The sequence below is a fragment of the Methylocystis sp. SC2 genome, assembly GCF_000304315.1.
Lineage (GTDB): Bacteria > Pseudomonadota > Alphaproteobacteria > Rhizobiales > Beijerinckiaceae > Methylocystis.
Window position 1 is genome coordinate 1,787,847 of the sequence record NC_018485.1, and the last position, 26,788, is coordinate 1,814,634.

General features: G+C 63.7%; 25 protein-coding genes. 3 read left to right on the forward strand and 22 right to left on the reverse strand.

The window, feature by feature from the left end; translation table 11 throughout:
* Positions 1 to 152 precede the first annotated feature (152 nt).
* The 21 genes from BN69_RS08675 to BN69_RS08775 form a co-directional block, all read right to left on the reverse strand.
* The gene (locus BN69_RS08675) at positions 153 to 1,823 is read right to left on the reverse strand and encodes a ribonuclease J (protein WP_014891215.1); all 1,671 of its coding nucleotides are present in this window, start codon (positions 1,821 to 1,823) and stop codon (positions 153 to 155) included.
* Positions 1,820 to 2,620: a biotin--[acetyl-CoA-carboxylase] ligase gene (locus BN69_RS08680; RefSeq protein ID WP_014891216.1), complete on the reverse strand. Its 801-nt coding sequence runs from the start codon at positions 2,618 to 2,620 to the stop codon at positions 1,820 to 1,822. The genes BN69_RS08675 and BN69_RS08680 overlap by 4 nt, the downstream gene beginning before the upstream one ends.
* Positions 2,621 to 2,635: 15 nt before the next feature.
* Positions 2,636 to 4,069 carry an NADH-quinone oxidoreductase subunit NuoN gene (gene nuoN, locus BN69_RS08685; protein WP_014891217.1) on the reverse strand — a complete coding sequence of 478 codons (1,434 nt, stop codon included), beginning with the start codon at positions 4,067 to 4,069 and terminating at the stop codon, positions 2,636 to 2,638.
* 13 nt (positions 4,070 to 4,082) lie between these two features.
* Positions 4,083 to 5,591: an NADH-quinone oxidoreductase subunit M gene (locus BN69_RS08690; RefSeq protein ID WP_014891218.1), complete on the reverse strand. Its 1,509-nt coding sequence runs from the start codon at positions 5,589 to 5,591 to the stop codon at positions 4,083 to 4,085.
* Positions 5,591 to 7,624: an NADH-quinone oxidoreductase subunit L gene (gene nuoL, locus BN69_RS08695; RefSeq protein ID WP_014891219.1), complete on the reverse strand. Its 2,034-nt coding sequence runs from the start codon at positions 7,622 to 7,624 to the stop codon at positions 5,591 to 5,593. Before nuoL ends, BN69_RS08690 begins: the two co-directional genes overlap by 1 nt.
* A gap of 8 nt (positions 7,625 to 7,632) precedes the next feature.
* A complete protein-coding gene (gene nuoK / locus BN69_RS08700) occupies positions 7,633 to 7,944 on the reverse strand; it encodes an NADH-quinone oxidoreductase subunit NuoK (protein WP_014891220.1) in 312 nt (103 codons plus the stop codon).
* Positions 7,945 to 7,955: 11 nt separating this feature from the next.
* On the reverse strand, positions 7,956 to 8,558 hold the full coding sequence (locus BN69_RS08705; RefSeq protein ID WP_014891221.1) for an NADH-quinone oxidoreductase subunit J: 603 nt from the start codon (positions 8,556 to 8,558) through the stop codon (positions 7,956 to 7,958).
* 109 nt (positions 8,559 to 8,667) lie between these two features.
* Positions 8,668 to 9,156, reverse strand: coding sequence for an NADH-quinone oxidoreductase subunit NuoI (gene nuoI, locus BN69_RS08710; protein WP_014891222.1), 489 nt, complete (start codon positions 9,154 to 9,156; stop codon positions 8,668 to 8,670).
* A gap of 7 nt (positions 9,157 to 9,163) precedes the next feature.
* Positions 9,164 to 10,213, reverse strand: coding sequence for an NADH-quinone oxidoreductase subunit NuoH (nuoH, locus tag BN69_RS08715; RefSeq protein ID WP_014891223.1), 1,050 nt, complete (start codon positions 10,211 to 10,213; stop codon positions 9,164 to 9,166).
* A gap of 11 nt (positions 10,214 to 10,224) precedes the next feature.
* The gene (gene nuoG / locus BN69_RS08720) at positions 10,225 to 12,285 is read right to left on the reverse strand and encodes an NADH-quinone oxidoreductase subunit NuoG (protein ID WP_014891224.1); all 2,061 of its coding nucleotides are present in this window, start codon (positions 12,283 to 12,285) and stop codon (positions 10,225 to 10,227) included.
* A 34-nt stretch (positions 12,286 to 12,319) separates the two neighbouring features.
* Entirely contained in the window at positions 12,320 to 13,624 is a 1,305-nt protein-coding gene (nuoF, locus tag BN69_RS08725) for an NADH-quinone oxidoreductase subunit NuoF (protein WP_014891225.1), read from the reverse strand.
* A gap of 20 nt (positions 13,625 to 13,644) precedes the next feature.
* A complete protein-coding gene (gene nuoE / locus BN69_RS08730) occupies positions 13,645 to 14,259 on the reverse strand; it encodes an NADH-quinone oxidoreductase subunit NuoE (protein WP_014891226.1) in 615 nt (204 codons plus the stop codon).
* Positions 14,259 to 15,479 carry an NADH-quinone oxidoreductase subunit D gene (locus tag BN69_RS08735; protein ID WP_014891227.1) on the reverse strand — a complete coding sequence of 407 codons (1,221 nt, stop codon included), beginning with the start codon at positions 15,477 to 15,479 and terminating at the stop codon, positions 14,259 to 14,261. Before BN69_RS08735 ends, nuoE begins: the two co-directional genes overlap by 1 nt.
* Positions 15,480 to 15,489: 10 nt before the next feature.
* Positions 15,490 to 16,092 carry an NADH-quinone oxidoreductase subunit C gene (locus BN69_RS08740; RefSeq protein WP_014891228.1) on the reverse strand — a complete coding sequence of 201 codons (603 nt, stop codon included), beginning with the start codon at positions 16,090 to 16,092 and terminating at the stop codon, positions 15,490 to 15,492.
* Positions 16,093 to 16,250: 158 nt separating this feature from the next.
* A complete protein-coding gene (locus BN69_RS08745) occupies positions 16,251 to 16,841 on the reverse strand; it encodes a NuoB/complex I 20 kDa subunit family protein (protein WP_014891229.1) in 591 nt (196 codons plus the stop codon).
* Complete coding sequence (locus BN69_RS08750) at positions 16,832 to 17,194, reverse strand: NADH-quinone oxidoreductase subunit A (RefSeq protein ID WP_014891230.1); 363 nt, start codon at positions 17,192 to 17,194, stop codon at positions 16,832 to 16,834. Before BN69_RS08750 ends, BN69_RS08745 begins: the two co-directional genes overlap by 10 nt.
* A 184-nt stretch (positions 17,195 to 17,378) precedes the next feature.
* Positions 17,379 to 18,191, reverse strand: coding sequence for an ATP12 family chaperone protein (locus tag BN69_RS08755; RefSeq protein ID WP_014891231.1), 813 nt, complete (start codon positions 18,189 to 18,191; stop codon positions 17,379 to 17,381).
* A gap of 111 nt (positions 18,192 to 18,302) precedes the next feature.
* Positions 18,303 to 19,388, reverse strand: a complete 1,086-nt coding sequence (locus BN69_RS08760) for a beta family protein (protein ID WP_014891232.1) — start codon at positions 19,386 to 19,388, stop codon at positions 18,303 to 18,305.
* 19 nt (positions 19,389 to 19,407) lie between these two features.
* Entirely contained in the window at positions 19,408 to 19,941 is a 534-nt protein-coding gene (locus BN69_RS08765; protein ID WP_041927256.1) for an ImmA/IrrE family metallo-endopeptidase, read from the reverse strand.
* A gap of 20 nt (positions 19,942 to 19,961) precedes the next feature.
* Positions 19,962 to 20,504 carry a hypothetical protein gene (locus BN69_RS08770; protein WP_041926886.1) on the reverse strand — a complete coding sequence of 181 codons (543 nt, stop codon included), beginning with the start codon at positions 20,502 to 20,504 and terminating at the stop codon, positions 19,962 to 19,964.
* 969 nt (positions 20,505 to 21,473) lie between these two features.
* A complete protein-coding gene (locus tag BN69_RS08775) occupies positions 21,474 to 22,544 on the reverse strand; it encodes an RluA family pseudouridine synthase (RefSeq protein WP_014891235.1) in 1,071 nt (356 codons plus the stop codon).
* Between the two features lie 172 nt (positions 22,545 to 22,716).
* Between BN69_RS08775 and BN69_RS08780 the strand changes: the two genes are divergently transcribed.
* The 3 genes from BN69_RS08780 (at position 22,717) to BN69_RS08790 (ending at position 26,180) form a co-directional block, all read left to right on the forward strand.
* Positions 22,717 to 23,553, forward strand: coding sequence for a hypothetical protein (locus tag BN69_RS08780; RefSeq protein WP_014891236.1), 837 nt, complete (start codon positions 22,717 to 22,719; stop codon positions 23,551 to 23,553).
* Between the two features lie 52 nt (positions 23,554 to 23,605).
* Entirely contained in the window at positions 23,606 to 24,208 is a 603-nt protein-coding gene (locus tag BN69_RS08785) for a MotA/TolQ/ExbB proton channel family protein (RefSeq protein WP_014891237.1), read from the forward strand.
* Positions 24,209 to 24,401: 193 nt separating this feature from the next.
* Positions 24,402 to 26,180 carry an SLC5/6 family protein gene (locus BN69_RS08790; RefSeq protein WP_014891238.1) on the forward strand — a complete coding sequence of 593 codons (1,779 nt, stop codon included), beginning with the start codon at positions 24,402 to 24,404 and terminating at the stop codon, positions 26,178 to 26,180.
* A 3-nt stretch (positions 26,181 to 26,183) separates the two neighbouring features.
* On the opposite strand, the gene BN69_RS08795 is transcribed toward BN69_RS08790, so the two are convergent.
* Complete coding sequence (locus BN69_RS08795) at positions 26,184 to 26,777, reverse strand: hypothetical protein (RefSeq protein ID WP_014891239.1); 594 nt, start codon at positions 26,775 to 26,777, stop codon at positions 26,184 to 26,186.
* Positions 26,778 to 26,788 lie beyond the last annotated feature (11 nt).

The window sequence follows — 26,788 nt, forward strand, 5'->3', positions numbered from 1 at the left end:
CCCGCGGAGCCCTCTTCCATTGGGAGAGCGTCGGACCGAAGGTCCGGGGTCAGGGGAATCACGCAAATGGAGAAGAGGCGACCCCCTCTCCCGGCTGCTTCGCAGCCACCCTCCCTATGGGAGAGGGTTCGCGCCACTTGTTGAAGGGCCTCTTACGTCGCGACGACCATCACATGCACAGTCGGCTTCTTGCCCCAGACGGCGGATACGGCGCCGCGCACGGCGCGCTCGATCGCCGTAGACACGGCGTTGGCGTCGCGGCGTCGCGGGCGCGACAGCGCTTCGAAGGCGGCGAAGAGCGCCTCATCGATGACTTCGCCCATCTCCTCGCCGAATTTGCCCCGTTTCGGCACGCCCGCGAAGACGACGTCCGGATCGCCGACGAGCTCGCCCTTGCGGTCGACCGCCAGCGCGATGGAAATGACGCCGGCGATAGACAGCCGCACGCGGTCGCGCACGGCGCCGTCGTCGTCGGTTATGACGACGTCGCCATCCTTCATCAGACGGCCGTGCGGGGCCTTCCCGATGATTCCCGGCGCGCCCGGCGCCAGTCGCACGATATCGCCATTGCGCGCCGAGACGACCTGCGGCACCCCATGCGCCTTGGCGAAGGCCGCGTGCGCCGTGAGATGATGCGCTTCGCCATGCGCCGGCACGGCGATCTGCGGCCGGACCCATTCGTACATTTGCCTGACTTCGCCGCGGCGCGGATGGCCGGAGCAATGCACGAGATGGTCATGGTCGGTGATGACCTCGACGCCGATGTCGCAGAGCGCGTTGATGACGCGAAAGACGTCGCGCGCATTTCCTGGAATGACGCGCGACGAAAAGATCACCCGATCGCCCGCGACGAGCTTGATCGACGGATGTTCGTTCGCCGCCGCCCGCGCCATGGCGGCGCGGGTCTCGCCCTGGCTCCCGGTCGCGATGACGACGGTCTTTTCGCGCGGCAAGGTCGGCAGCAGTTCCGGCGCGTGAAATCCTGGCAGCCCGTCGAGATAGCCGCAGTCTCGCGCGACCTGGATGGCGCGATCCATCGCCCTTCCGGCGACGACGACGGTGCGCCCGCAGGCCTGCGCCGCTTCGCCGATGCCGCGCAGCCGCGCGATATTCGACGCGAAAGTCGTCACCAGCACCCGGCCCGGCGCTTCGGCGATCAGCGTGCGCAATGTGCGCGCGACGTCGGCTTCCGAAAAACTGTCGCCCTCGCGCAGAATATTGGTCGAGTCGCAGATGAGCGCGGTGACGCCCTCGTCGCCCAGCGCGCGGAGCCGCGCCTCGTCGATCCGCGTCCCGACGCCGGGCTGCGGATCGATCTTCCAATCGCCGGTGTGGAGCAGCAGGCCGAGCGGCGTGCGGATCGCCAGCGCATTCGCTTCCGGGATCGAATGCGCGACAGCGACATATTCGACCTGGAAGGGATCGAGATCGAGCTTTGCGCCGGCATGCGTGAGGGAAATGTCGATCTTCGGCGCGCCAGGCTCGTTCAACCGCCGCACTTCCAGGAGGCCAGCCGCAAACGGCGTGGCGAACACCTTGCATTTGAGCCGCGGCCATAGGGTCGCGAGCCCGCCGATATGATCCTCATGCGCATGGGTGATGCAAATGCCGACGAGATCGCGCGCGATCTTCTCGACGAAGCCGATATCCGCGAAGACGAGGTCGACGCCGGGCGCCTCCTGCCCCGGAAAGCCCAGGCCGCAGTCGACCATCAGCCATTTGCGCGCTTTCGGCGGTCCGTAGCCGTAGAGCGCCAAATTCATGCCGATTTCGCCCAGGCCGCCGAGGGGCAGGAAGACAAGGTCCGCTTCCGGCGTCGTCATGGGACGCCTCCAGCCGTGGTCTGGCGCGGACCGAGCGACACGTCGCCCGCCTCGATGACGCGCTCGCCGTCGCGCGTGGCCAACACAAGCCGGCCGGTGGCGTCGACGGTCGCGAAGCTTCCCTCGACGGTCTCGCGCGGCAGCTCAACGCGGATGTGGGCGCCGAGATAGGCGGCGTCCGCCAGCCAAGCGTCGCGGATGCGCGCGAAGCCGCCGCCGCGCCAAAGATCAAGCGTTTCGAGGAGCGCGTCGGACAGATGCGTAAAGAGCGTCGCAGCGTCCGGCGCGTTCGACCCGATCGACGCCAGCGCGCGCGCTTCAAAGGGCAGATCGCGCGGCGCCTCGGCGCAGTTGACGCCGACGCCGATGATGGCGACGGAGGCGCGCGGCGCGCGCGCATCGCCTGTCGACACGCCGACATTCTCAAGCAAAATCCCGCCGAGCTTGGCGCCATCCAGCAGGAGATCATTCGGCCATTTCAGGGCGAAGCGGCCGCCGCCGGCGGTCGCGGCGCGCAGGCCGCGCATCGCCGCGACCCCCGCCACAAAGCCGAGCTGCGGCGCGACGGCGGCTGCGCCGAAATCGCCAAGAACAAGGCTTGCATGAAGATTGCCCGGCGGCGAAATCCATTCGCGTCCCAGACGGCCATGGCCGCGCGTCTGCCGCGAGGAGACCACCCATAACGGCCCGCGCTCGCCCGCCTCGATCAGACGTCTGGCTTCGTCATTGGTCGAATCGACGCTCTCCAGCGCGAGGAGACGCACGCCGCTGGCGCGCGCCAGTGATCCCAACTCCACGCGCGAACTACCTCCCTAAAAAAGCGATTTGGCCGCCGCCGCCGCCGCATCCATGACTGGCGTGGGATAGACCCAAAAGCCAAGCAACGCCAGCGTGGTCGCGCCAAGCACCGCGCGCAGCGCCATCGGCGCGCGGTCGAAGGCCGGGGCCGGCTCGTCGAAATACATGACCTTGACGACCCGCAGATAGTAATAGGCCGCGACCGCGCTCGCCAGCACGCCGACGACCGCGAGGCCAAAGAGACCCGCGTCCACCGCGGCCAGGAGCACGTAATATTTGGCGAAAAAGCCCGCGAGCGGCGGAACGCCGGCGAGCGAGAACATCAGCATCGCCAGGAAGAAGGCCATCCAGCCATTGGTGCGCGACAGGCCGGCGAGGTCGGAGACATTCTCGACATATCTGCCTTCGACGCGCATCGCGAGAATGGCGGCGAAGGTCCCGAGCGTCATGATCAGATAGATCGTGAGGTAGATCGCGACGCCGCGCACGCCCGCCTCGTCGCCGGCAGCCAGACCGATCAGCGCGAAGCCCATATGGCCGATCGAGGAATAGGCCATCAGCCGCTTGATGTTCTCCTGTCCGATCGCCGCGAAAGACCCGAGCAGCATCGAGGCGATGGAAATGAAGATGATGATCTGGCGCCATTGGTCTTTCGCGCCCGGAAAGGCGGTAATCACAATGCGCACGGTGATCGCCACCGCCGCCATTTTGGCGGCCGAAGCGAAGAAGGCGGTGACCGGCGTCGGCGCGCCCTGATAGACGTCGGGCGTCCACATATGGAACGGCGCCGCCGACATTTTGAAGGCGAGCGCGGCCAGGACGAAGACCAGCCCGAAAATCACGCCGATGGGCGCTGACGTCGAAACGACCGCGGCGATGCCGGCGAAAGACACCGTTCCGGCGAAGCCGTAGAGCAGCGACGCGCCGTAAAGCATCATGCCGGAGGAGAGCGCGCCGAGCACGAAATATTTGAGCCCGGCCTCCGACGATCGCCCGTCATCGCGCGCAAAGGCGGCCATGACGTAGAGCGCCAGCGACATCAGTTCGAGGCCGAGATAGAGCGCGATGAGGTTATCGGCCGAAATCAGCAGCAACATGCCGAGCGTCGAGAGCATGATGAGCACGGGATATTCGAATTTTTCGAGCCCGTTGCGTTGCAGCCAGTCGACGGACAGCAGAATCGACGCGATCGCGCCGACGAGCGTCAGCGCTTTCATGAAGCGCGAAAAGCCATCGTCGACATAGGCGCCGTCGAAGACGCTCGTGTCGGGCGTGCTCGACAGCGCAATCGCGACCAGGGCGAGGCCCAGAATGGCGACGGCCATTTCGTCGACAAGGCCAAAACCGCGCTCGCCGCGGAAGGCGCCGATGAGGATGAGCGCCATCACGCCGACGGCGAGAATAGTCTCGGGAAGAAAGTGATGCGCGAGTTGAACGAAAAAGGCCATCGTCAGCGATCCGTCATTGACCAGCCGCCGCGAGCTTAATCGCGTCGAGCAGCGCCGTATGGGTCTGGATGAGATTGTCGACCGACGCCTGCGTGGCGCTCAGAATCGGCCCCGGCTGCACGCCGTAGTAAAGCGTGAGCAGCACAAGCGGCGTGAAGATCGCGATCTCGCGCGGCGTCAGATCGGCGATGTTCTTGAGGCTGGCCTTGTCCAAGACGCCGAAGATCACGCGGCGGTAGAGATAGAGCGCGTAAGCCGCGGACAGAACGACGCCGCTCGTCGCGATCAGCGCGACCCAGCTGTTCGCCTGGAACGCGCCGGTCAGCGACAGGAACTCGCCGATGAAGCCGGTCGTTCCCGGCAGGCCGACATTGGCCATGGTGAACAGCATGAACACGAAGGCGTAGATCGGCATGCGATTGACGAGGCCGCCATAGGCGGCGATCTCGCGCGTATGCATGCGGTCGTAGATCACGCCGACGCAAAGGAACAGCGCGCCGGAGACCAAGCCGTGCGAGATCATCTGGAAGATGGCGCCCTGCATGCCTTGCGCATTGAGCGTGAAGAGGCCCATCGTCACGAAGCCCATATGCGCGACGGACGAATAGGCGATGAGCTTCTTGATGTCTTCCTGAACCAGCGCGACGAGCGATGTGTAGACGATCGCGATCACGGACAGCGCGTAGATGAGCGGCGCGAAATTGGTCGACGCGTCGGGAAACATCGGCAGCGAGAAGCGGATGAAGCCGTAGCCGCCCATCTTCAGGAGAATCGCCGCGAGGATCACGGAGCCGGCCGTCGGCGCCTCGACATGCGCGTCGGGCAGCCAGGTGTGCACCGGCCACATCGGCATCTTCACCGCGAAGGAGGCGAAGAAGGCGAGCCACAGCCAGGTCTGCATCTCCTTGGGGAAGTCGGTGTTCAGCAGCACGGTGATGTCGGTCGTGCCGGCCTTGCCATACATGGCGAGGATCGCGACCAGCATGAGGAGCGAACCGACGAGCGTGTAGAGAAAGAACTTGAAGCTCGCATAGACGCGCCGCTTGCCGCCCCAGATGCCGATGATGAGGAACATCGGGATGAGGCCGCCCTCGAAGAACAGATAGAACAGCACGAGGTCGAGCGCGCAGAAGACGCCGATCATCAGCGTCTCGAGCACGAGGAAGGCGATCATATATTCCTTCACGCGCTTCTGGATCGAGTCCCAGGAGGCGAGAATGGCGAAGGGCATCAGGAAGGTCGTCAGAAGAACGAAGGGCATCGAAAAGCCGTCGACGCCCATCTTGTAGACGAGGCCGGACCCGAGCCAGTTTTTCTCCTCGACGAACTGGAACGCCGCGCTTGTCGTGTCGAAGCCGGACCAGATGACAAGCGACAGCGCGAAGGTCGCGAGCGTCGTCGCCAGCGTCGCCCATCGGATATTGCGCAGGCTCGCTTCGTCATCGCCCTTTTGCGTGAGCAGAAAGGCGACGCCGACCAGCGGCAGGAAGGTGACGCCGGAGAGAATGCCGAAACCAAACATCAGCGCAGCCCCCCGGCGACGAAGTAAGTGACGACCGCCGCGACGCCGATGAGCATGGCGAAGGCGTAGTGATAGACGTAGCCGGTCTGCAAGCGCACGGCGAGCCTGGCGCCGTCGGCGACTCGCGCCGCCACCCCGTCAGGCCCCAGGCCGTCGATGATCGCGCCGTCGCCGCCCTTCCAGAACAGTCTGCCGAGAGCGAAGGCCGGCCGAACGAACAGGAAGTCGTAAAGCTCGTCAAAATACCATTTGTTGAGCAGGAACCGGTAAAGACGCGGGAAGGCCCTCGCCAGCGCCTGCGCCGTTCCAGGCCTCAGCACATAGAAATAGAGCGCGACGGCGAAGCCCAAAACCATCACCACGGTCGGCGCAAGACCGACGCCGAGCGCCACGTCATGGAACTCATGGATGATGTGATTGTCGCGGCCGGTGAAGAGCGCGCCTTTCCAGAACTCATCGTAATCATGGCCAATGAAGTATTTGCCGAAAACGATGCCCGCGCCGAGAGCGCCGAGGCCGAGCACCGCCAGCGGCGCCAGCATGACGACCGGCGACTCATGCGGCGTGTGATGGCCGTGGCCATGGCCATGGCCGTCGTCATGCGAATGAGCGTGATCGCCATCCGCATGGGCTGACGCCGCCGCCGTCGTTTTGTCATGGTCCGTTTGAACGGCATGGTCCTTACGGGCGCCAAAGAAGGTCATGAACACCAGCCGCCAGGAATAGAACGAGGTCAGGCCGGCGGCGGCCACGGTCGCGACAAAGGCGAACATCGCCATGTGATGATGTTCGCTCGCGGCGAAGGCCGCTTCGATGATCGCGTCCTTGGAATAGAAACCGGCGGTGAACGGAAAGCCCGTGAGCGCGAGCGTGCCGATGATCATCATCGCGAAGGTGAAGGGAATGTCCTTACGCAACCCGCCCATGTTGCGCATGTCCTGCTCGTGATGCATGGCGTGGATCACCGAGCCCGCGCCCAGGAAGAGCAACGCCTTGAAGAAGGCGTGGGTGAAAAGATGATAGACGCCGATGCTATAGGCGCCGACGCCTTCGGCGACGAACATATAGCCGAGCTGCGAGCAGGTCGAATAGGCGATGACGCGCTTGATGTCGTTTTGCACGAGTCCGACCGTCGCGGCGAAAACGGCGGTGACCGCTCCGACCAGCGTCACGAATTCAAGAGTCGCGGGCGCATATTCGAAAATCGGCGACAGGCGCGCGACCATGAAGACGCCAGCCGTCACCATCGTCGCAGCGTGAATGAGCGCCGAGACGGGCGTCGGGCCTTCCATCGCGTCCGGCAGCCAGGTGTGCAGCAGGAATTGCGCCGATTTGCCCATCGCGCCGATGAAGAGCAGGAAGGTGGCGAGCGTCAGCGCGTCGACATCCATGCCGAAGACATGGATCGTCTTGCCGGCAAGCCCCGGGACGGCGGCGAAGACCTCTTCAAAGCCCAGCGACTTCGTCAGCTGGAAGACGAGGAAAATCCCGAGCGCGAAGCCAAAATCGCCAACGCGGTTGACGACGAAGGCCTTGATCGCGGCGGCGTTGGCGGAGGGCTTTTGATACCAGAAGCCGATGAGCAGATAGGATGCGAGACCGACGCCCTCCCAGCCAAAGAACATCTGCACGAGATTGTCGGCCGTCACCAGCATCAGCATGGCGAAGGTGAAGAGCGACAGATAGGCGAAGAAGCGCGGGCGATCCGGATCCTCGTGCATGTAGCCGATCGAATAGAGATGCACGAGGCTCGACACCGTATTGACGACGACGAGCATCACCGCCGTCAGCGTGTCGACGCGCAGCGCCCAGTCGACCTTGAGGTCGCCCACGGTCATCCAATTGCCGATAATCGGCGCATAGCCCTGATCGTGGCCGAGCGCGACGTCGAAGAAGACGATCCACGACAGCACGGCGCAGATCAGCAAGAGGCCCGTCGTGACGAGCTCCGAGGCGCGCGCCCCGATCCAAGGTCCGAGCGCCCCTGCGATCAGAAAGCCGACAAGCGGAAGAAAGACGATGGCGTAAATCATCGCTGGGGTCAGCCCTTCAAGGAATTGATGTCTTCGACGGCGATCGTGCCGCGATTGCGATAGAAGGCGACGAGAATCGCCAGGCCGATCGCCGCTTCCGCCGCCGCCACGGTGAGCACGAAGAGCGCGAACACCTGACCCGTCAAATCGGCGAGCGACTGCGAGAAGGCGACGAAGTTCAGATTGACCGCAAGCAGGATCAGTTCAACCGACATGAGAATGACGATGATGTTCTTGCGGTTGAGGATGATGCCGGCGACGCCGAGCGTGAACAGGACCGCCGCGACGACGAGGTAATGCGTAAGGCCGATGGTCAGCATGGATGTCCTCGTTAGACGCCGGTCCGGAACGGAACTTTCTTGATCTCGATCACATTTTCGCGCGTGCGGGCGTTCTGCTCGTCGATCTTCTGACGCTTGATGTTGGGCTTGTGATGGAGCGTCAGCACGATGGCGCCGATCATGGCGGTGAGCAGCACAAGCGCCGACGCCTGAAAGAAGATCACATATTTCGTATAGAGGATTTGGCCGAGCGCCGCGGTGTTGCTCATTTGCGGAATGATCGGATTGGCGGCGGCGTCGGCGGCCGATGGCGCCGAACTCCAGCCGAGCGCGACGAAACCCAGTTCCGCGAGGACGACGACGCCGACGCCGGCGCTGACGGGAAGATATTTGGCGAAGCCCTGCTTCAGCTCGGCGAAATCGACGTCGAGCATCATGACGACGAACAGGAACAGCACCGCGACCGCGCCGACATAGACGACGATCAGGATCATCGCCAGGAACTCCGCGCCGGCGAGCAGAAACAGCCCCGCGCCATTGCAGAAGGCGAGAATGAGAAAGAGCACCGAGTGCACCGGATTGCGCGCGAAGATCACGACGCCGGCCGAGGCGATCATGATCGTGGCGAAGAGGTAGAAAAATACGGCCTGCACGTTCGTCGTCCTCTCGAGCGCTGCGCTCTCGCGCCGCTCACATGCGAGCCTGGAGGCTCGCGGTCCAATTCCTGCCCTGGACCGCGAGCCTCCTGGCTCGCAAATCCAATTACCTGTATTGCGCGTCCATCGCGATGTTGCGCGCGATCTCGCGCTCCCAGCGGTCGCCGTTCTCCAGCAGACGCTGCTTGTTGTAATAAAGCTCCTCGCGGGTCTCGACCGAGAATTCCGAATTGGGCCCCTCGACAATTGCGTCGACCGGGCAGGCCTCCTGGCAGTAGCCGCAATAGATGCATTTGACCATGTCGATGTCGTAGCGCGTCGTACGGCGGGTGCCGTCGTTGCGGCGCGGTCCGGCTTCGATGGTGATCGCCTGCGCGGGACAGATCGCCTCGCACAGTTTGCAGGCGATGCAGCGCTCCTCGCCATTGGGATAGCGGCGCAGCGCATGCTCGCCGCGGTAACGCGGCGACTGCGGATTCTTTTCGTGCGGATAGTTGATCGTCGCCTTCGGCTTGAAGAAGTAGCGCATCGACAGCAGGAATGCGCCGACGAATTCGGTGAGGAAGAGCGACTTGGCGGCTTGATCGAGTTTCATGACGGCCTCAACTGCCTGCCGGTCCCGCCGGCCAGAACTGCAGCACGGCGGCGACGATGACGACCATGGCGAGGGAGATCGGCAGGAAGACTTTCCAGCCCAGACGCATCAGCTGATCGTAGCGATAACGCGGCACGAAAGCCTTCACCATGGCGAAGAAGAAGAAGAAGAAGCTCACCTTCAGCGTGAACCAGATCACGCCCGGCACATAGGTGAACGGCGCGATTTTGATCGGCGGCAGCCAGCCGCCAAAGAACAAGATCGTCAGCAGCGCGCACATGGTGACGATCGCCACATATTCGGCGAGCATGAACAGAACGTAGGGCGTCGCGGAATATTCGATCATGAAGCCGGCGACGAGCTCCGACTCCGCCTCCACGAGGTCGAACGGCGGACGATTGGTCTCGGCGAGCGCCGAGACGAAGAAGATGACGAACATCGGGAACAGGCGCAGCCAATACCAGCCAGCCATGCCGTAGGACGTATCCTGCGCCGTAACGATGTCGGTCAGATTGAGCGAGCCGGCGCAGAGCAGCACCGTGATGATGACGAAGCCGATCGAGACTTCATAGGAGACCATCTGCGCCGCCGAGCGCAGCGCCGACAAGAACGGATATTTCGAGTTCGACGCCCAGCCGCCCATGATGACGCCGTAGACGCCGAGCGAGGACAGCGCGAAAATGTAGAGAATGCCGACGTTGATGTCGCCGACCGCCCAGCCGTCGGCGACCGGAATGACGGCCCAGGCGGCGATCGAGAGCGTCGCCATGATGAAGGGCGCGAACAGGAAAACGCCCTTGTTGGCGACGTCCGGTATCACCGGCTCCTTGAGCGCGAACTTCAGGAAGTCCGCGAAGCTCTGCAGCAGCCCCCAGGGCCCCACGACATTCGGTCCGCGGCGCAATTGCACCGCCGCCCAGATCTTGCGGTCCGCGAGGATCACATAGGCCACATAGATCAGCAACGCGACCGCCAGCAAAACGCTCTTCACGAGCGCGAGCAGAAGCGGATACGCGATGAAGAAATCCGAAATGGCGCTCGCCCAACCGTCGCTCACGTCCAAAGCTCCTATTCCGCCGCCAGAGCAAGCCGGCCCTGCGCCAGCGCCGAACATTCCGCCATGACCGCCGAGGCGCGGGCGATCGGATTTGTGAAGTAGAAGTTTTGGATCGCCTGCGCGAAGGAATCCTTCATCGCGACGGCCGGATGGTTGGCGAGAGCGACGACCTGCGCGGATTCGCCCGGCGCAATCTCATCCAATTCAGCAAAATGCGGGTGGGACTCGACGAGCCGCCGGCGCAACGCCGCAAGAGAGTCGAAGGGCAGCGGATTGCCGAGCGCGCCCGAGAGCGCGCGCAACACCGCCCAATCCTCTCGCGCTTCTCCTGGCGGGAACACCACCCTAAAGGCGCGCTGCACGCGGCCTTCCGTATTGACGTAAAGCCCAGATTTTTCCGTATAGGCCGCGCCGGGCAGGATCACGTCGGCGCGATGCGCGCCGCGATCGCCATGCGTGCCGATGTAAACCACGAAGGCGCCGGGTTCGATGGCGATTTCATCGGCCCCGAGGTTGAAGATGAGATCGAGCGCGCCGGCCTTCGCCATCGCGCGCGCATCCAAACCGCCCGCGCCCGGCGTGAATTTAAGATCGAGCGCGCCGACGCGCGCGGCCGCCGTATGCAGGACCGAGAAGCCGTTCCAGCCCTCGCCGAGACCGCCGAGCCTCTGCGCGGCCTGAGCGGCCAGCGTGAGCGCCGCCTCGCCGTCGTCGCGCGCCAGAGCGCCCTGCCCGACGATGACCAGCAGCTTCTCAGCCGGCTTCGCCGAGCGGATGAACTGCAACAGCGATTCCGGCCCGGCGCCGAGATAATCATAGCCGTAGGTGAGATCGGCCCGCTCGCCGACAAGCGAGATCTTGAAGTCGCCCTTCAGCCAGCGCTTGCGCAGACGCGCGTTGAGAACGGGCGACTCCTTTCGCGGATTGGAGCCGATGATCAGCGCCGCGCCCGCCTGCTCGATGCCGGCGATGCTCGCATTGAAGAGATAAGAGGCCCGACCGAATTTCGGATCGAGCTTGGCGCCGTCCTGTCGGCAATCGAGATTGGGCGTTCCAATCTGCTCCATGAGCAGCTTCAGCGCGAAACTCTCCTCGACCGCGGCGAGATCGCCGACCAGCGCGCCGATGCGCGAAGCTGGCGTCGCTTTGGTCTTGGCCGCGACGGCGGCGAGCGCCTCCTGCCAGGAGGCCGGACGCAGTCTGCCGTTCTCGCGGATATAGGGGCGATCGAGGCGCTGCGTCTTGAGGCCGTCGACGATCTGGCGCGTCTTGTCGGAGATCCACTCTTCATTCACGAGGTCGTTGATGCGCGGCAGAATGCGCATGACTTCACGGCCGCGCGAGTCGACGCGGATCGCCGCGCCAAGCGCGTCCATGACGTCGATCGTCTCCGTCTTCTGATATTCCCAGGGACGGCCTCGGAAGCTTTGCGGCTTGGGCAGCAGCGCGCCGACCGGACAGAGATCCGCGACATTGCCCTGCAGCTCGGAGGTCATCGCGCTCTCGAGATAGGTGGTGATCTCCATATCTTCGCCGCGGCCGATCGCGCCCATGTCGCCCGTGCCGGCGACCTCCGCGGTGAAGCGGACGCAACGCGTGCAATGGATGCAGCGGTTCATCTCGGTCTTGACCAGGACGCCGATATATTTGTCTTCGACCGCGCGCTTGTTTTCATAAAAGCGCGAGCTGTCGACGCCAAAGACCAGCGCCTGATCCTGCAGATCGCATTCGCCGCCCTGATCGCAGATCGGGCAATCCAGCGGATGGTTGATGAGCAGGAACTCCATCACCCCTTCGCGCGCCTTCTTCACCATCGGCGATTTGGTGAGGACTTCCGGCGGCGCGCCGTTCGGACCGGGGCGCAAATCCTTCACCGCCATGGCGCAGGAGGCCTGCGGCTTGGGCGGCCCGCCCTTCACCTCGACGAGGCACATGCGGCAATTGCCGGCGATCGACAGGCGCTCGTGGTAACAAAAGCGCGGAATCTCGGCGCCGGCCTGCTCGCAGGCCTGCAGCAGCGTGAACTCTCCCGGCACGTCCACTTCGACGCCATCGACGAGAATCTTGGTCACTTCGCCCTCTCCGAAGTCTCGATGGGTTCGATCATCACTCCGCCGCCACGCGGATCGGATCGGGATGCGGATTGGCCGCATATTGATCGATGCGCTTCTCGATCACGTCGCGGAAATGCGTGATGAGCCCCTGGATCGGCCAGGCCGCGGCGTCGCCGAGCGCGCAGATCGTGTGGCCTTCGATCTGCTTCGACACGTCGAACAACATGTCGATCTCTTTCTTATGCGCGCGGCCTTCGACCATGCGCTGCACGACCCGCCACATCCAGCCGGTGCCCTCGCGGCACGGCGTGCACTGGCCGCAGCTCTCGTGCTTGTAAAAGTAAGAGAGACGCGCGATGGCGCGGATGATGTCGGTGGATTTGTCCATGACGATCACCGCCGCCGTGCCGAGGCCGGACTTCAGCGCCACCAGACTGTCGAAATCCATCGGGCAATCGACGATCTCATGCGACGGCACGCAGCGCACCGATGAGCCGCCGGGGATGACCGCGAGCAGATTGTCCCAGCCGCCGCGCACGCCGCCGCAATGGGTCTCGATCAATTCGCGGAACGAGATCGACATCGCCTCTTCGACATTGCACGGACGATTGACATGGCCGGAAATCGAAAAGAGCTTGGTGCCGGCGTTGTTGGGCCTGCCGATGCCCGCGAACCACGCCGCGCCGCGGCGCAGGATGGTCGGCGCGACGGCGATCGATTCGACGTTGTTGACCGTCGTCGGGCAGCCATAGAGGCCCACATTGGCCGGGAACGGCGGCTTTAAGCGCGGCATGCCCTTCTTGCCTTCGAGGCTTTCAAGCAGCGCGGTCTCTTCGCCGCAAATATAAGCGCCGGCGCCGTGATGGACGTAGAGGTCGAACGGATAGCCGTGGATATTGTCCTTGCCAATCAGCCGCGCTTCATAGGCTTCGTCGACGGCTTTCTGAAGCGCGATCCTCTCCGCGATGAACTCGCCGCGAATGTAAATGTAACAGGCATGCGCGCCCATGGCGAAGCTCGCGATGAGCGCGCCTTCGACCAGCGTATGCGGATCGTTGCGCATGATCTCGCGATCCTTGCACGTGCCGGGCTCCGACTCATCGGCGTTGATGACAAGATAATGCGGCCGCCTGGGATCGACTTCCTTCGGCATGAAGGACCATTTGAGGCCCGTCGAAAACCCGGCGCCGCCGCGCCCGCGCAGGCCAGACGCCTTGACCTCATTGATGATCGCGTCGCGGCCCTTGTCGAGCAGCGCCTTGGTGTTGTCCCACTGGCCGCGCTTTTTCGCGCCGGCAAGCGATCTGTCGCCCAGGCCATAAAGATTGGTGAAGATACGATCTGCGTCGGAAAGCATGGTTTTTCCTCTTCCCTCCGCTACTTCGCGCCGTCGCCGTAAAGCGACGTCAGGCTCGTCAGCTTGCCCGCCGGCTCCGAAGAGACGCGCCCAATTTGCGAGCCGATCTTCACCGGTCGACCCGCGGCGAGATTGTCGAGAAGCTTCTCGAAATTCTCGGCGGTCAGATCCTCGTAATAGTCGTCGTTGATCTGCACCATCGGCGCGTTGCAGCACGCGCCGAGACATTCGACCTCGAGCCAGGAAAACAGCCCGTCGTCGGTCACGCGCCGCTGAGGACCCACCCGGCGATGCAGCACGTCGATGATCTCATCCGAGCCGGCGAGCAGGCACGGGGTCGTGCCGCACAGCTGGATGAAATATTTGCCGACGGGCTCGAGGTTGAACATCGAATAGAAGGTCGCGATTTCAAGCACGCGGATCTTCGCCATGCCGAGCGCGTCCGCGACTTTTTCGATCGCCGCCTGCGATAACCAATTGTCATGCTGCTTTTGCGCCTGCCACAACGCCGGCACGACCATCGAGGCCTGGCGGCCGTCGGGATATTTGGCGATCTGCTTCTCGAGCCACGCCTTGTTTTCCGGCGTGAACTCGAAGCTCTCTGTCTGTTTTTCGGCGAGACGACGGACGGACATTAGCGATCGACCTCCCCGAACACGATATCGAGCGAACCCAGAATCGCCGAGACGTCAGCGAGCATGTGGTTCTTGCAAAGAAAATCCATGGCGGACAAATGCGCGAAGCCGGGCGCGCGAATCTTGCAGCGATAGGGCTTGTCGCCGCCGTCCGACACAAGATAGACGCCAAACTCGCCCTTGGGCGCTTCGACCGCCGCGTAAACTTCGCCCTGCGGCACGTGAAAGCCTTCGGTGAACAGCTTGAAGTGATGGATCAAGGCTTCCATCGAACGCTTCATCTCGCCGCGCGAGGGCGGCGTGATCTTATGATTGGGCGCCATCACCGGGCCGCGGTTTTCGGCGCGCATGAGCTTTTCGACGCATTGTTTCATGATCGAGGTCGACTGCCGCATCTCCTCCATGCGGATCACAGCGCGGTCGTAGCAATCGCCATGCTTGCCGACCGGGATGTCGAACTCCATCTCCTCGTAGCATTCGTAAGGCTGCGCCTTGCGCAGATCCCAGGCGGCGCCCGAGCCGCGCACCATCACCCCCGAGAAGCCCCATTTCCAGGCGTCTTCCAGAGAGATGACGCCGATGTCGACGTTGCGCTGCTTGAAGATGCGGTTGCCGATGAAGAGTTCATCGAGATCTTCGACGACCTTGAGGAAGGGATCGCAAAAGGCGCCGATATCCTCGACGAGCTGGTCGGGCAGATCGCGCGCGACGCCGCCGGGCCGGAAATAATTGGCGTGCATGCGCGCGCCGGACGCGCGCTCATAGAACACCATCAGCTTCTCGCGCTCTTCATAGCCCCACAACGGCGGGGTGAGCGCGCCGACGTCCATCGCCTGCGAGGTGACGTTGAGCAAATGCGACAAGAGTCGGCCGATTTCGGCGTAGAGCACGCGAATGAGCTGGCCGCGACGCGGCACTTCCACGCCAAGCAGGCGCTCGATCGCGAGACAGAAGGCGTGCTCCTGATTCATCGGCGCGCAATAGTCGAGCCGATCGAAATAGGGCACGTTCTGCAGATAGGTCCGCGCCTCCATCAGCTTCTCGGTGCCGCGATGGAGAAAACCGACATGCGGATCGACGCGCTCGACGACCTCGCCGTCCAACTCCAGAATCAGGCGCAGCACGCCATGCGCCGCCGGATGCTGCGGGCCGAAATTGATGTTGAAGTTGCGCAAGCCCTGCGATTCGGGCTTCGCTGGCGCGGGGGTTTGATCGTTCATCTCGACGCGCTCACTTGCTCGCCTTTTCGTCGCCGGGCAGGTCGTAATGCACGCCCTCCCACGGCGAGAGGAATTCGAAGTTGCGGTATTCCTGGCTGAGCCGCACCGGCTCATAGACGACGCGCTTCTGCTCGTCGTCGTAGCGCACCTCGACGAAGCCGGTCATCGGGAAGTCCTTGCGCAGCGGATGACCGTCGAAGCCGTAGTCGGTCATGATGCGGCGCAGATCGGGATGGCCGGAAAAAATCACCCCGAAGAGGTCGTAAGTCTCGCGCTCGAACCAGTCCGCGCCGGGATAGAGCGCCGTCAGCGAGGCGACGGGCGTTTCTTCCGACGCCGGCGTCTTGATGCGGATACGGCGGTTGTGCTTCGGCGACAAAAGATGCGCGACGACCTCGAAACGCTCGGCGCGCTGCGGGTAATCCGCCGCCGTCACGTCGATGAAGCAGACGAAAAGACAGTCGGGGCTGTCGCGCAGATGGGCGGCGACTTCGAGCCAGCGGTCGCGCACGACGCTCAGCGTAAGTTCGCCATAAGCGACCTTCGCCTCCGTCACCGCGCCGGGCAGGGCGCCGCTGATTTTAGCGCCGAGAGCTTCCAACTCAGCCGACATTCTGAATTCCTTGGCCTGCCGCTATCCCCTCGTCCTTCGAGACGGCGGCTGCGCCGCCTCTCAGGATGAGGGAATGGCTTGGCCCGAGCTCACCCTGAGGAGCCCGCGCGAGCGGGCGTCTCGAAGGACGAGAGCGGCCATCTCCTCAATTCGCGTCGTTAGCGCTCGATCGTGCCCGTGCGCCGGATTTTCTTCTGCAACAGCAGCATGCCGTAGACGAGCGCCTCCGCCGAAGGCGGGCATCCCGGCACATAGATGTCGACCGGAATGATGCGATCGCAGCCGCGCACCACCGAATAGGAATAATGGTAGTAGCCGCCGCCATTGGCGCAGGAGCCCATCGAGATCACGTAACGCGGCTCCGGCATCTGGTCGTACACCTTGCGCATCGCCGGCGCCATTTTGTTCGTCAGCGTGCCGGCGATGATGATGCAGTCGGACTGGCGCGGGCTCGCGCGCGGCGCAAAACCGAAGCGCTCCAGATCGTAGCGCGGCATCGCCGCCTGAATCATCTCGACGGCGCAGCAGGCGAGACCGAAGGTCATCCACATCAGCGAGCCGGTGCGCGCCCAATTGATGACGTCGTCCGTGGCGGTGACGAAGAATCCCTTGTCGGCGAGTTCGTCGTTGAGATGCAGAAAGAACGGGTCGTCCGAGCCGACAGGCTTGCCGGTGCGCGGATCGATCAGCCCTTTGGGCTGCGGCGCGATCAGAGTCTGGCGCGCGCCTTCCTTCTCGATCAGTCCCATTCCAGAGCTCCCTTGCGCCACTCGTAGACGAAGCCGACGGTGAGCACGCCCAGGAAGGCCATCATCGACCAGAAGCCGAAGGCGCCCGCTTCCTTGAAGGCCACCGCCCAGGGAAAGAGAAAGGCCACTTCAAGATCGAAGACGATGAAAAGCAGAGAGACGAGATAGAAGCGCACGTCGAATTTCATGCGCGCGTCATTGAAGGGATTGAAGCCGCATTCATAGGCGGAGAGCTTTTCGGGGTCCGGCGCCTTGAACGCAAGCAGGAAGGGCGCGACGAGCAATGCGCCGGCAATCACGGCCGAAAGGGCGATGAAGATCACCAGCGGCAGATATTGTTCGAGCAGCGGCATGAGTCTGGTCCGACTTCGGCGGGGCGAGGGCCGGTCGCGGGAGCGTTTCCTTGGCGTTATTCCTTAGAACGACTCCAGGCCGCGCGTTCCGTAACAAAGGCCATTGTGCAAAGCAAGAGAGGAAGCGCCCCATCGGCAAATTGGCCGCAGCCTTTTGAAGAGGCGCCTCTATATTGCGCGTCGGTCAGTTAGGCGCGGAATGACGCGCAACAGTCGCCGCCGCCGCGAATTCCTGAAAGCGCGCTGACCGCCGGGCCACCGCTTCCGCGTCTTCGCCCCAGGCGCGCATCTGCCAGTCTTCATCGACATTGGCCGCGTCCCAGGCCTTGCCCGCGTCTATGTCGTGTCGGGCGGCTGCAAGCGCAAGGACCGCGGAGCCCGATAGAGTCGTCATCACGTGCAGCGCCGCGAGCCTGAGCGGCGCGCCGGCGCCCTCCCCCACATAAGCGCGCAGGGCGCGCGCAAAGGCGTCAAGCGCCGCCTGCGGCTGTTCGATGAACATCACGCCTTCGGCGAGGGCGAACTTGGCGCCCAGCTTTTCGCGCGCGAAGGCGACGAGCGGGTCCCAGGCCGAGGATTGCGCGGCGGCCAGGCCTTCCGGCGCGCCGGCGCGGTAGCAGATGAGGTCGGAGGCGGCATATTTGACGATCTCGGCTTCGACTTCGGCCATTTGCCCCGCCACGCCGTCGAGGGCCGTGTTCATCAGCTTGGTGAGCGGCATCGTCGCCGGATCGATCGTCTCGCCCTGCTTCGCCCATTCGGCGGCGATCGCTTCCGCCAGCGGCAGCGACGGCGCGACCAGCGGACGCCTGGCCGGCGTATTGACCGGCCGACCGTCAAGGAAAATCCCGTAGCCGCCCTCGGCGGGCGCCGCAACCGCCTCCTTATAGAAGCGCTTCGGCAAAGCGCGCGCCGGTTCGCGCGCGGCCTTTACCGGATCGCGCTCCTCCGGCGAGACGAAGAAATCGGCGTCGAGGCCGGTCGGCTGCTTTGACATTTATCAACCCCCTTGCCCATCCAGACGAAACATCGCCGCTTCGTCATGGCCGGGCAGGTTTTGACCGAGACAGACATTTGCTTATCGTGGAGGTTTGAAGCCAACCCCCTATTAGAAGTCGTCGTCGCTCCACGCCTCGTCCAGCGCCTCTGGCGGGGGCAGGTGGCCGTAGAACGCCTGTCTATGAAGATGGATGTTGATGCGCGCGGCATACATCTTGGGCATGCTGTCGATCGCGAAAGCTTGCCCGGCGGCCGTTCCCTCAATTAGCTGCTCACCCCAGATGCCAAGACTACCCGACCAGTAGTTGCTTCCGGTTATCCGTGAAGCGGCTGTCTGGAAGTCCACGCTTTCCTCTTGGTCGCGGGCGAAAACCCATGAGGTGTCGGTTGGGTAGTCAATCCGATTCTTAGGCTGGCTTGCGTGACCATAGCTCCGTGGACGTGTCGTCCCCCAGTCTCCATAGACGATCCGTGGGCGGTTAGTCACGCGCTGGACCTGGGCAATCAGCTCACGGTTTGTGAACGCCCATTCCTTCGTGCCGTCATAAGGGGTGAAATCCTTAGGAAAGGAGGTGCAAGAAATCGCAATCGGGATTGTTGGCGGAATTTCCGAGAAGAAGGTGTTTATATAGCCGCTCGCAACCGCCGCAACCATGAGTGGGTCTTGAACCCAGCCGAATTCAAGCACAACAGCATAGTCGGTGGCACCTTCCTCAGCCAACTCTGTCGTCAGAGCGGGCATCCACTGCGGAATGCCAGAGCCGATGCTCTCCGCGAGGTTCACTCTGAGGCAGAATGTCCGGTTATTCTCGCGTGCCCATACGATCTGATCGCGCGCCCTCTCAATTGGTTGCTGGGCCATTAGCAAGCATGGGTTTGCGTTCGGGTAGTTAGCTAGAAGACCCCACCATGCGTTGAGGTCGGCTGGCTTATCTGCCAACCGCGCCCAAAGCTCTTTTGCCTCATTGGGCTTGTCATTGATGCAGTAGTATGTGTCCACGTCTAAGAAGTAGGGACGGGCGGGGTATGACTCCTCAAATTTGTCGAGGGCGCGGGAAAGCGGCGTCGTAGCCAGCCAAGGGGCTAGCAACACAACCGGGGTCAACCGATCTTTAGTGGTACCAGGCAATTCTTTGAGCCCACTCAGTTCAGCAGGACGGATGCTCAACGTGACCAAGTATTCTTGAACATCCATCACTAACAGCTCCCCCTATTCAGGCCATCTGCAGTTTGATTTCCATAGCTGCCGTGGAGACACCAAAACGCCGAGCGAGGTCCTCAATGACCTCGCTTGTCATCGGACCAGAGTATTCGGCGGTCGCGTCTGCCAGCATGGCAGAGGGGATCACCAGATCAGAGGCAAGTCTGTTGGCCTCGTACTCAATATTGGCGGGCTGCCCTGAGCGCAGCAATACATTTTCCGACCAGCCGCCCTCTGCTACGATCCGATCCCTGTGCAGAAGGAAGTGTGCCAGCTCATGGGCAAGCGTGAACCTCTGGCGGTGCTTCGCTTCGTGGCGATTGATGCGAATGACGAATTCCCCGTCCTCCTGGCCAATCTGGCCGGAAGTTCCACGGGGAAGTGTCGACAGCAGCACTTTGACGCCCAGTCGCTTAGCGATTTCACCAAGCTTGACCGGGTATTCAGAGAGCATCCCGTCGATTTCAGCACGCACCTCCGGCTTAAGGTTGAGGTATTCACGGGAGGTCGATTTGACCTCCCAACCGTTTGATACTGCTACGTTCATGGCTTCTCCCTTCATTTTCGTTAGGCCTGCTCGCCTTCGTCGTCGGTGTAATGGTCCGCCGATGCCGACGTCTGCTCGGGCCCACCGTTTTGGATGCGCATTGCCACGCGCTCAAGGACGGCATCAAGCTCACCCCGCCGCGCCATTTCTACGAGAATTTGGTGCCCTAGCTCATCATCCATGAGGGCCGCTTGCAGAGCTGCCGGGAGCACGTCACGCACCTTAGCATCTACGTTCGGTGCAAGTTCAGCGGCCATGGTCTCAATGATCTTCCCGGCGGCGGCTTCCTTCGCGCCGTTAGCGGCGTCGTCCTTGATCTCGCGTAGTGTTTTCAGCGCGACCAGACCAATGACCAACGCCCCGACCGTCACGGTCAAACCTACAGCACCGAGGAACATGGTTGCCAAAGTCAGCAACAGATTGATGTAGTCAGCCCTTGTTGGGTCGGCATGTATTGCCTGCCCAGCGCTTGGCACGCCCCACCCGAACCAAAAAATGATGGCAGCGGCGGCGGCGAATCCCCCAATGATTGCGCCTAAAATTGTGGCACTCACCTTGCCCATCAAAACTCCTGCTGCCGCGATTCGCTCCTCTCTCATTAAGATTGGAACACAACGAGAACAAATCAAGGGAAATGATAATCTGCCTTGACAAGTTCGTCGATAGGTAACGCGGATGCAATCCGCCGTGACGACTCATGATGAAGCGCCGCGTCATCATCGCTGGCGCGTTGAGAGGGTTGCTGGCGGGGTCGCACCACAGACGAACGGCCCGCCTGCGAGAGACTCTTGGCGGTCGCTCCGGCGGGCCGTCGTCAGCTCCACCGTCGCGTCTGTGGCCACGAAAAGAAATACTCATAGCACCCTTATGTTTGCACGGCGGCGGCATGTTGACGACGGGATCATTGTCGAAACCCATGCGCTTGCCTGGTGCTTTTCCGCGTATCGGGTAGCGCGGGATGTGCGCCAGATCGGCGCGAATCTGGCAGCCGCTTTGCAGATCGGCGGTCGGAATTATGCGCCTTCGGCGGCGAGTTTCCTTGCAGTATCCATGCAGAGAATCGGCGCGTTCAGTGCAAAATCAAAAATGGGCCCTTTGGACGAAAAGGGGCGGATTTTCGGAGGGCAAGATAAAAGAAGACGGCACCATGTCGGGCCGCTTCCGAAAATTATCGTTGTCTGCACACTGGTTAGGTGGTGCGCGAGCGGCACCCCACTTTTGACCCCCTTGGTGCCGTGTTTTCACGCAAAGGCTCGGCTTTGCTATGTTTTGGACGGCACCATCAGCTTCAAACGCCCAATTTTCGGCATTTTGGGCTGGGGTCATGCCGTAAACGTCGGCGAGGAAAACTGCTTGCGACCGGAGTCAGATCGCATAGCATCCATGTGCCAAGGGCTTGTCCCGGCCATCCACGCTGGGAAGCGCGGCGCGGATCGAAGAACGGCCCAGAGCTTCGGCCTCGCTTCGAAGGACGCTTGCACTGTCGTGGCGTGGATGCCTGCGACAAGCGCGGGCATGACGCGGATGGGGCTTTATGCGTCCGGCGCGTCCTCGATCGGGTCGGGACGCTTCACGTCGAAGCCGAAAAGCTCCCAACTTTTCTTCATATGGTCGGGCAGCGGCGCGGTCACGTCGATTACCCCGCCTTTGGGATGCGGCAATACGAGCCGCCGCGCGAGCAGATGCAGTTTGCGGTCAAGTCCCTCGGGCATCGCCCGCAGCGGATCGCGTCTTCTAACCTCATCCTCCGGGCGATGGCCATATTTGGGGTCGCCGAAGATCGGGTGGCCGATCGCCTCGGCATGGGCGCGCAACTGATGCGTGCGTCCGGTGAGCGGCTTCATCGACAGCCAGGCGCAGCGCGGCGCAACTTTGTCGACGATCGCGTAATAAGTCAGCGAATGCTGCGCGTCGGCCTCGCCGTGTTTGGCGACTCGCATTTTCTCAAGCTCTCTTGCGCCGCCTCTGGATTTTTCCATGCCGGCGCCCTTCGCCAGATAAAGCGAAATCCGGCCCTGAGCCGGCTTCGGCACGCCTTCGACAAGCGCCCAGTAGATTTTCTTGGCCTGCCGGGAGCGGAAAATCTCGCCAAGCTCGGCGGCCATTCGCCGGTTCTTGGCGACGAGCAGCACGCCAGAGGTGTCGCGGTCGAGGCGATGCACGAGCACGGGCCGCGTATCGCCCTTGGCGAGCGACTCCAGCATCCCGTCAACATGGCGCGTCTGACCTGAGCCGCCCTGCGTCGCCAGCCCATAGGGCTTGTTAAGGACGAGGACGTCCTTGTCCTCAAAGAGCGTCATGTCGGCGAGCGCCTGGGCGTCCTTAGGGTCGGCGCGCTTCACCGCCGGCGCGGCGGGCGCCTCGATCTTCAAAGGCGGCACCCGAACCTTTTGCCCCTCTTCGAGCCGCGTCGAGGTTTCGACGCGCTTGCCGTCGACGCGCACTTCGCCTTTGCGGCAGATTTTGGCGAGATGCGACAGCGCGAGCGCCGGATAACGCCGCTTGAACCAGCGATCGACGCGCATCCCCGCCTCGTCCTCGGTGACGACGGCGGTGGAGACGCCTTCCGCGGCGGGCGTCTGCGAATTTGGACTGAGGGACATGGCCGCCTTATCCGCCAAAGCCGGCTCTGTGTCGATTACGATAGGGCGGCGCCGCTCGGCGATCCAGGCGCCACACAAAGCCGCACCCGCTCCGCCACGGCTTGAAGCGCGCCGTCTCACACGCCTATGATGCCAATGATTTTAGGCGCATCGGCGGCGGAGCGCTTCATAAATGAATAAGACGACGACGCGCTCGAACGCGGGCGCGCAATCCGAAGAACGGCCCCTGCTCAGGCCTCGCTGGCTGCATCCGGCCTCGACCGCTGCGGTCGTGGGGATATTCCTCGCCTTCTTCGCCTCAGGGATCTATTGGCCGCAAACGATCGTCGATCTGGGCGGCATCGGCGCGGACCTCATTCCGGAAGGCATATCTCTTGAGGCGGGCGACCCCGCGCCTGAAGGAGATTCGCTGGAAGACCCGCTGCCGCTCGAAGAAGCTTCGCTCACCGACGAAGGGATGGACGAGCTGATCGACGATGAGCCGCCGCCCCCGCTTATCATGGAGCCCGAAGAGATTCAGGCGCCGGAAAGAAAAGAGAAGCCGCAGAAAAAACAAAAGGTCGAGAAGCCCAAGGTCGAGAAGCCCAAGCAAGTCGAACGAAGGACCCGGGCGCAACGCGTGGCGGCGGTAAACGACGGCCGCCGCGCCGACGAGACCGGCCGGCGCTATGGGCTCCCGGGCGGTACAGGCCAAGGCGTGGGCAGAGCGCGGGTCGCCGGTCGCTACGGATTGCCCGGAGGGGGCGGCGATGGTTCGGGCGGCGCCCAGGCGACCTGTCTCGCCCAGATCGCGGCGTCCATCCGCGGCCATACGCCCGCCGCGACGAGCCTCGGACCGGGATCAGTCGTCGTCACTTTTTATGTGAACGCCGGCGGCGGTCTTTCGGGCGTTTCGGTTTCGGGCGGAAGCGCCGCGCATGCGGCGATGGCGCGGCGCATCGTCGCCTCTTCGCGCGGGCCGGCGAGTTGCGCGCCGGTATACGCTCGGCAGGGCATCACGTTTCAATAGGGTTTGACGTCTCAATCGGTTCGGCGTCGCGAGGCCGCGGGAGGGCTCCAAAATGGAATTTGCTCCAATGTCGCCGTTCGGCATGTTTCTTTATGCCGGACCTGTGAGCAAGGCGGTGATGGCGCTGCTTCTCGCCGCGGCGGTCTGGACCTGGGTGCTCATCATTGACGGCGTTTTCGTTCTGCGGCGTCTCTCCAAGGCGCTGGATCGCGTGCGCGCCGGCGGCGACATTGGCGTCCTTTGGCCGATCGCCGAGGCCGCGCGCCAAGCCTCGCAAGCCGAATTGCCCAATGAAACGATTCATCAAAAGCGCGAACGGATCTTGCAGCAGACGAACCGCGCCGCGCGCGAATTCATGCTCGACGCCGAAGGCGGGCTCCCGATCCTGGCCATCGTCGCCTCGGCGGCGCCCTTTGTCGGCCTGTTCGGCACGGTTTGGGGCATTATGTCGAGCTTCTCGGGCATCGCGCAGACTCAAGACACGAGTCTTGCGGTCGTCGCTCCCGGCATCGCGGATGCGCTCGCCGCGACGGCCTATGGGCTCGCCGCCGCGATTCCGGCCGCGATCGGCTATAACCGCATGGGCATGGCCTTCGGCGGCCTCAAAGAGAGAATGAGCCGCTACATTCTGACCTATGCGACGTCGATCGCTTAGAGCAGGCTCCGAAACAGTTGGCCGACTGTTTCGATGAGAACCCGCCGCGCCATTTTGATTTTGAACGATTCCTGATTGATCGCTGATTCCATGCGATCCGCAATCGCTCCCGCGGCGGAGACGCGCACGCCATCTTGGCCGGCGGGACGTCCTCATCTAGAGTCGCATCGTTTCTGATTGAACGAGGGCAAGGATGAGCGATCGGTCGACCGAGCAGGCGGCGCTCGAAAGAGCCAATCTTGACGCCCGAATCGCCTTCGTGGCCGCGAGCTTTCTCCTCGCCTACGCCTTTGCGGCGCTTCTCGACCGCGTCGGCGCGCCCGAGCGCTTTGTCGGCGCGGCGCCGCCCTATTTCACCATCCTCGGCCTCGGCACGCTCGGCTTCCTTCTGCATTCGATGCGCGCCTCGGTCTATTACACCGCCGGCCGCGGACTGCCCGCCGCCTACGCCGGCTTCGCCAACGCCGCGGTCGTGATCGCCCTGATGCTGCCTTTCGGCGCGCGGCTTGCGGGAGGCGGCTGGCTTGTCGGCGCCGTCGCCGGCGTCTTCGTCGGTCTTGCCGCCGCGGGCCTTTATGTCGGCCCGCTGCTGCGCAAAACCGGCGTATTTTCAATTTCCGAGCTTCTGTGCGCACGTTTTACGAGCGCCGCGACGCGCGTCGGCTTCATTGGCGCGGTGGCGCTGTCGTCGACGCTGCTGGCCGCCGCCGGCGGCCTGATCGCGGTGAACGCGCTTGTCGAACTCACCGGCGCCAACCGGGGCTTCGCGGCGTTTCTGATCGCCGCGGCGAGCCTGATCATCGCCGGTCCCGGCGGACTTTCGGGCGTCATGTGGGCGGCGGCGGCGGCCGCTGGCGTGGCGACGCTGGGCTTCGGCTGGCCCATCGCCGCGCTCAGCCTCCATGACGCGCTGCCGAACGGGCTGATTTTTGGCGGCGCCGCCTCCACCGAGGCCGCGAAACTGCTGGAGAGCTGGGGCGTGACGCCAGCGCCCATGGGCCTGCCGGTCGAATTCGCCACGACGATCGCCGTGGCGCTGGGGATCGCGACGCTCGCGCCGGTGCTCGCGGCCTCGGTGGCGACCGGCGACGGACGAAGCGCACGGCGCGCCGGGGTCGCCGCGCTCTTCTGGACCCTCGTCATCGCCTTGCTGGCGGCGGCGGCGATCGCCGCTGCGGCGCTGTCGCTCGCCCGCGCCGCGGCGGGACAGCCGCCGGAACGACTGCCGCAAGCAATCTATCAGGCGAGCGAGCGCGGGCTTGTCAGCGTCTGCGGCTATTATGTGCGGGGGCCGTCAGAGGCTCAGCGCGCCTGCGCGGGGAAGGGATACGCGCCCGGCGCGCCGCTCGCGGCGGCGGAGATCCGCCCGATCGACGGCGACGTCCTGCTCGGCGCGTTGCCGCAGACGGCGGAGCTCGGGGCGGCCTCTTCGGGGCTCATCGCCTCAGCGCTTGTCGCCATCGGCCTGGCGCTCGCCACGGCGGGCCTGCAAGCCTGCGCGACAGCCTTCGGCCATGACGCGCTCTACCGGCTGCGCGGCGAGATCGACCTGACGAGCCGGCGTCTCGCGGTCAATCGCGTCACGCTCGTGATCGTATCGACTCTGGCTTACGTGAGCGCCGTCACCGGCGTCTTCACGCCAGGCGCGCTCGTCGCGGCGGCGCTCGCCGTGTCCGCGGCCTGTCTCGCGCCGTCGCTTGTCCTGGCCTTTTGGCCGCGGGCGGGCGATCGCGAAGCGCTCGTCGCGCTCTGCGGCGGCGCGGTGGGCCTGTTCAGCGCCTTGGCCGCGGCGGGATCGCCCAATCGCATCGAAATCTATGCGCTCTGCGCGCTTGCGGGCGTGGCGCTTGGCGGCGCGCTTGGACTGCTGTCGGGGCTGACCTCGAAAAGCGACAAGCCCGCGGCGCGCGCCTTCATCACCCGCATGTTGCGCGGCGACGCCCAGATGCTCCAGCCCGACAAAGGGGCGTAGGACTCACGGCGTCGTGCTGAAGAACTCCTCGCCTGGCGTGATCTTGCCGAGAACGATCGGCCTGTCCTTGCCGCAGGCGAAGTCGCGGGCGTGTTTGTCGGCGATCGAGCGCGCCAGTTCATTGGCGTTTGGATTGGCGAGCGCATCGACGTAGCCGACGTGGCAGGCGGCGCCCGGCGGCAGACGCGTGACGACCAGGGCGCGGCCTCGCACCTGGCGGTTCTCCATGTCGGCGGCGCGTTTCACGTTCCAGCGCATGATCGCGGCGAAGGGCCTGCCATTGGCGAGCCGCCATTCGACGACGCCCTTATGGACGTCGTTGAAGGGCGCAAGCGTCTCTCCCGCCGCCGGCTCGTCCTTGGCCTTGGAGCCGAAGCTGACATACATGCGCTGATCGCCCGCCCCGAGCCAGATAGGCACGCCCGCATAGCCCGTGCAGCGCCAGTCGCCATAGTCCTCGACCGCTTTTCCAGGCCGGCGCATGCAGTCGCGGCGGATGTCGAGCTTTGTATATGCGGAGGAGATGTCTTGCGCGGCGGCGGACGCGACGCCGCTCGCGATGACAAGCGGCATACAATAGCGGGCGATGCGGTTCATCGAGGCTCTCG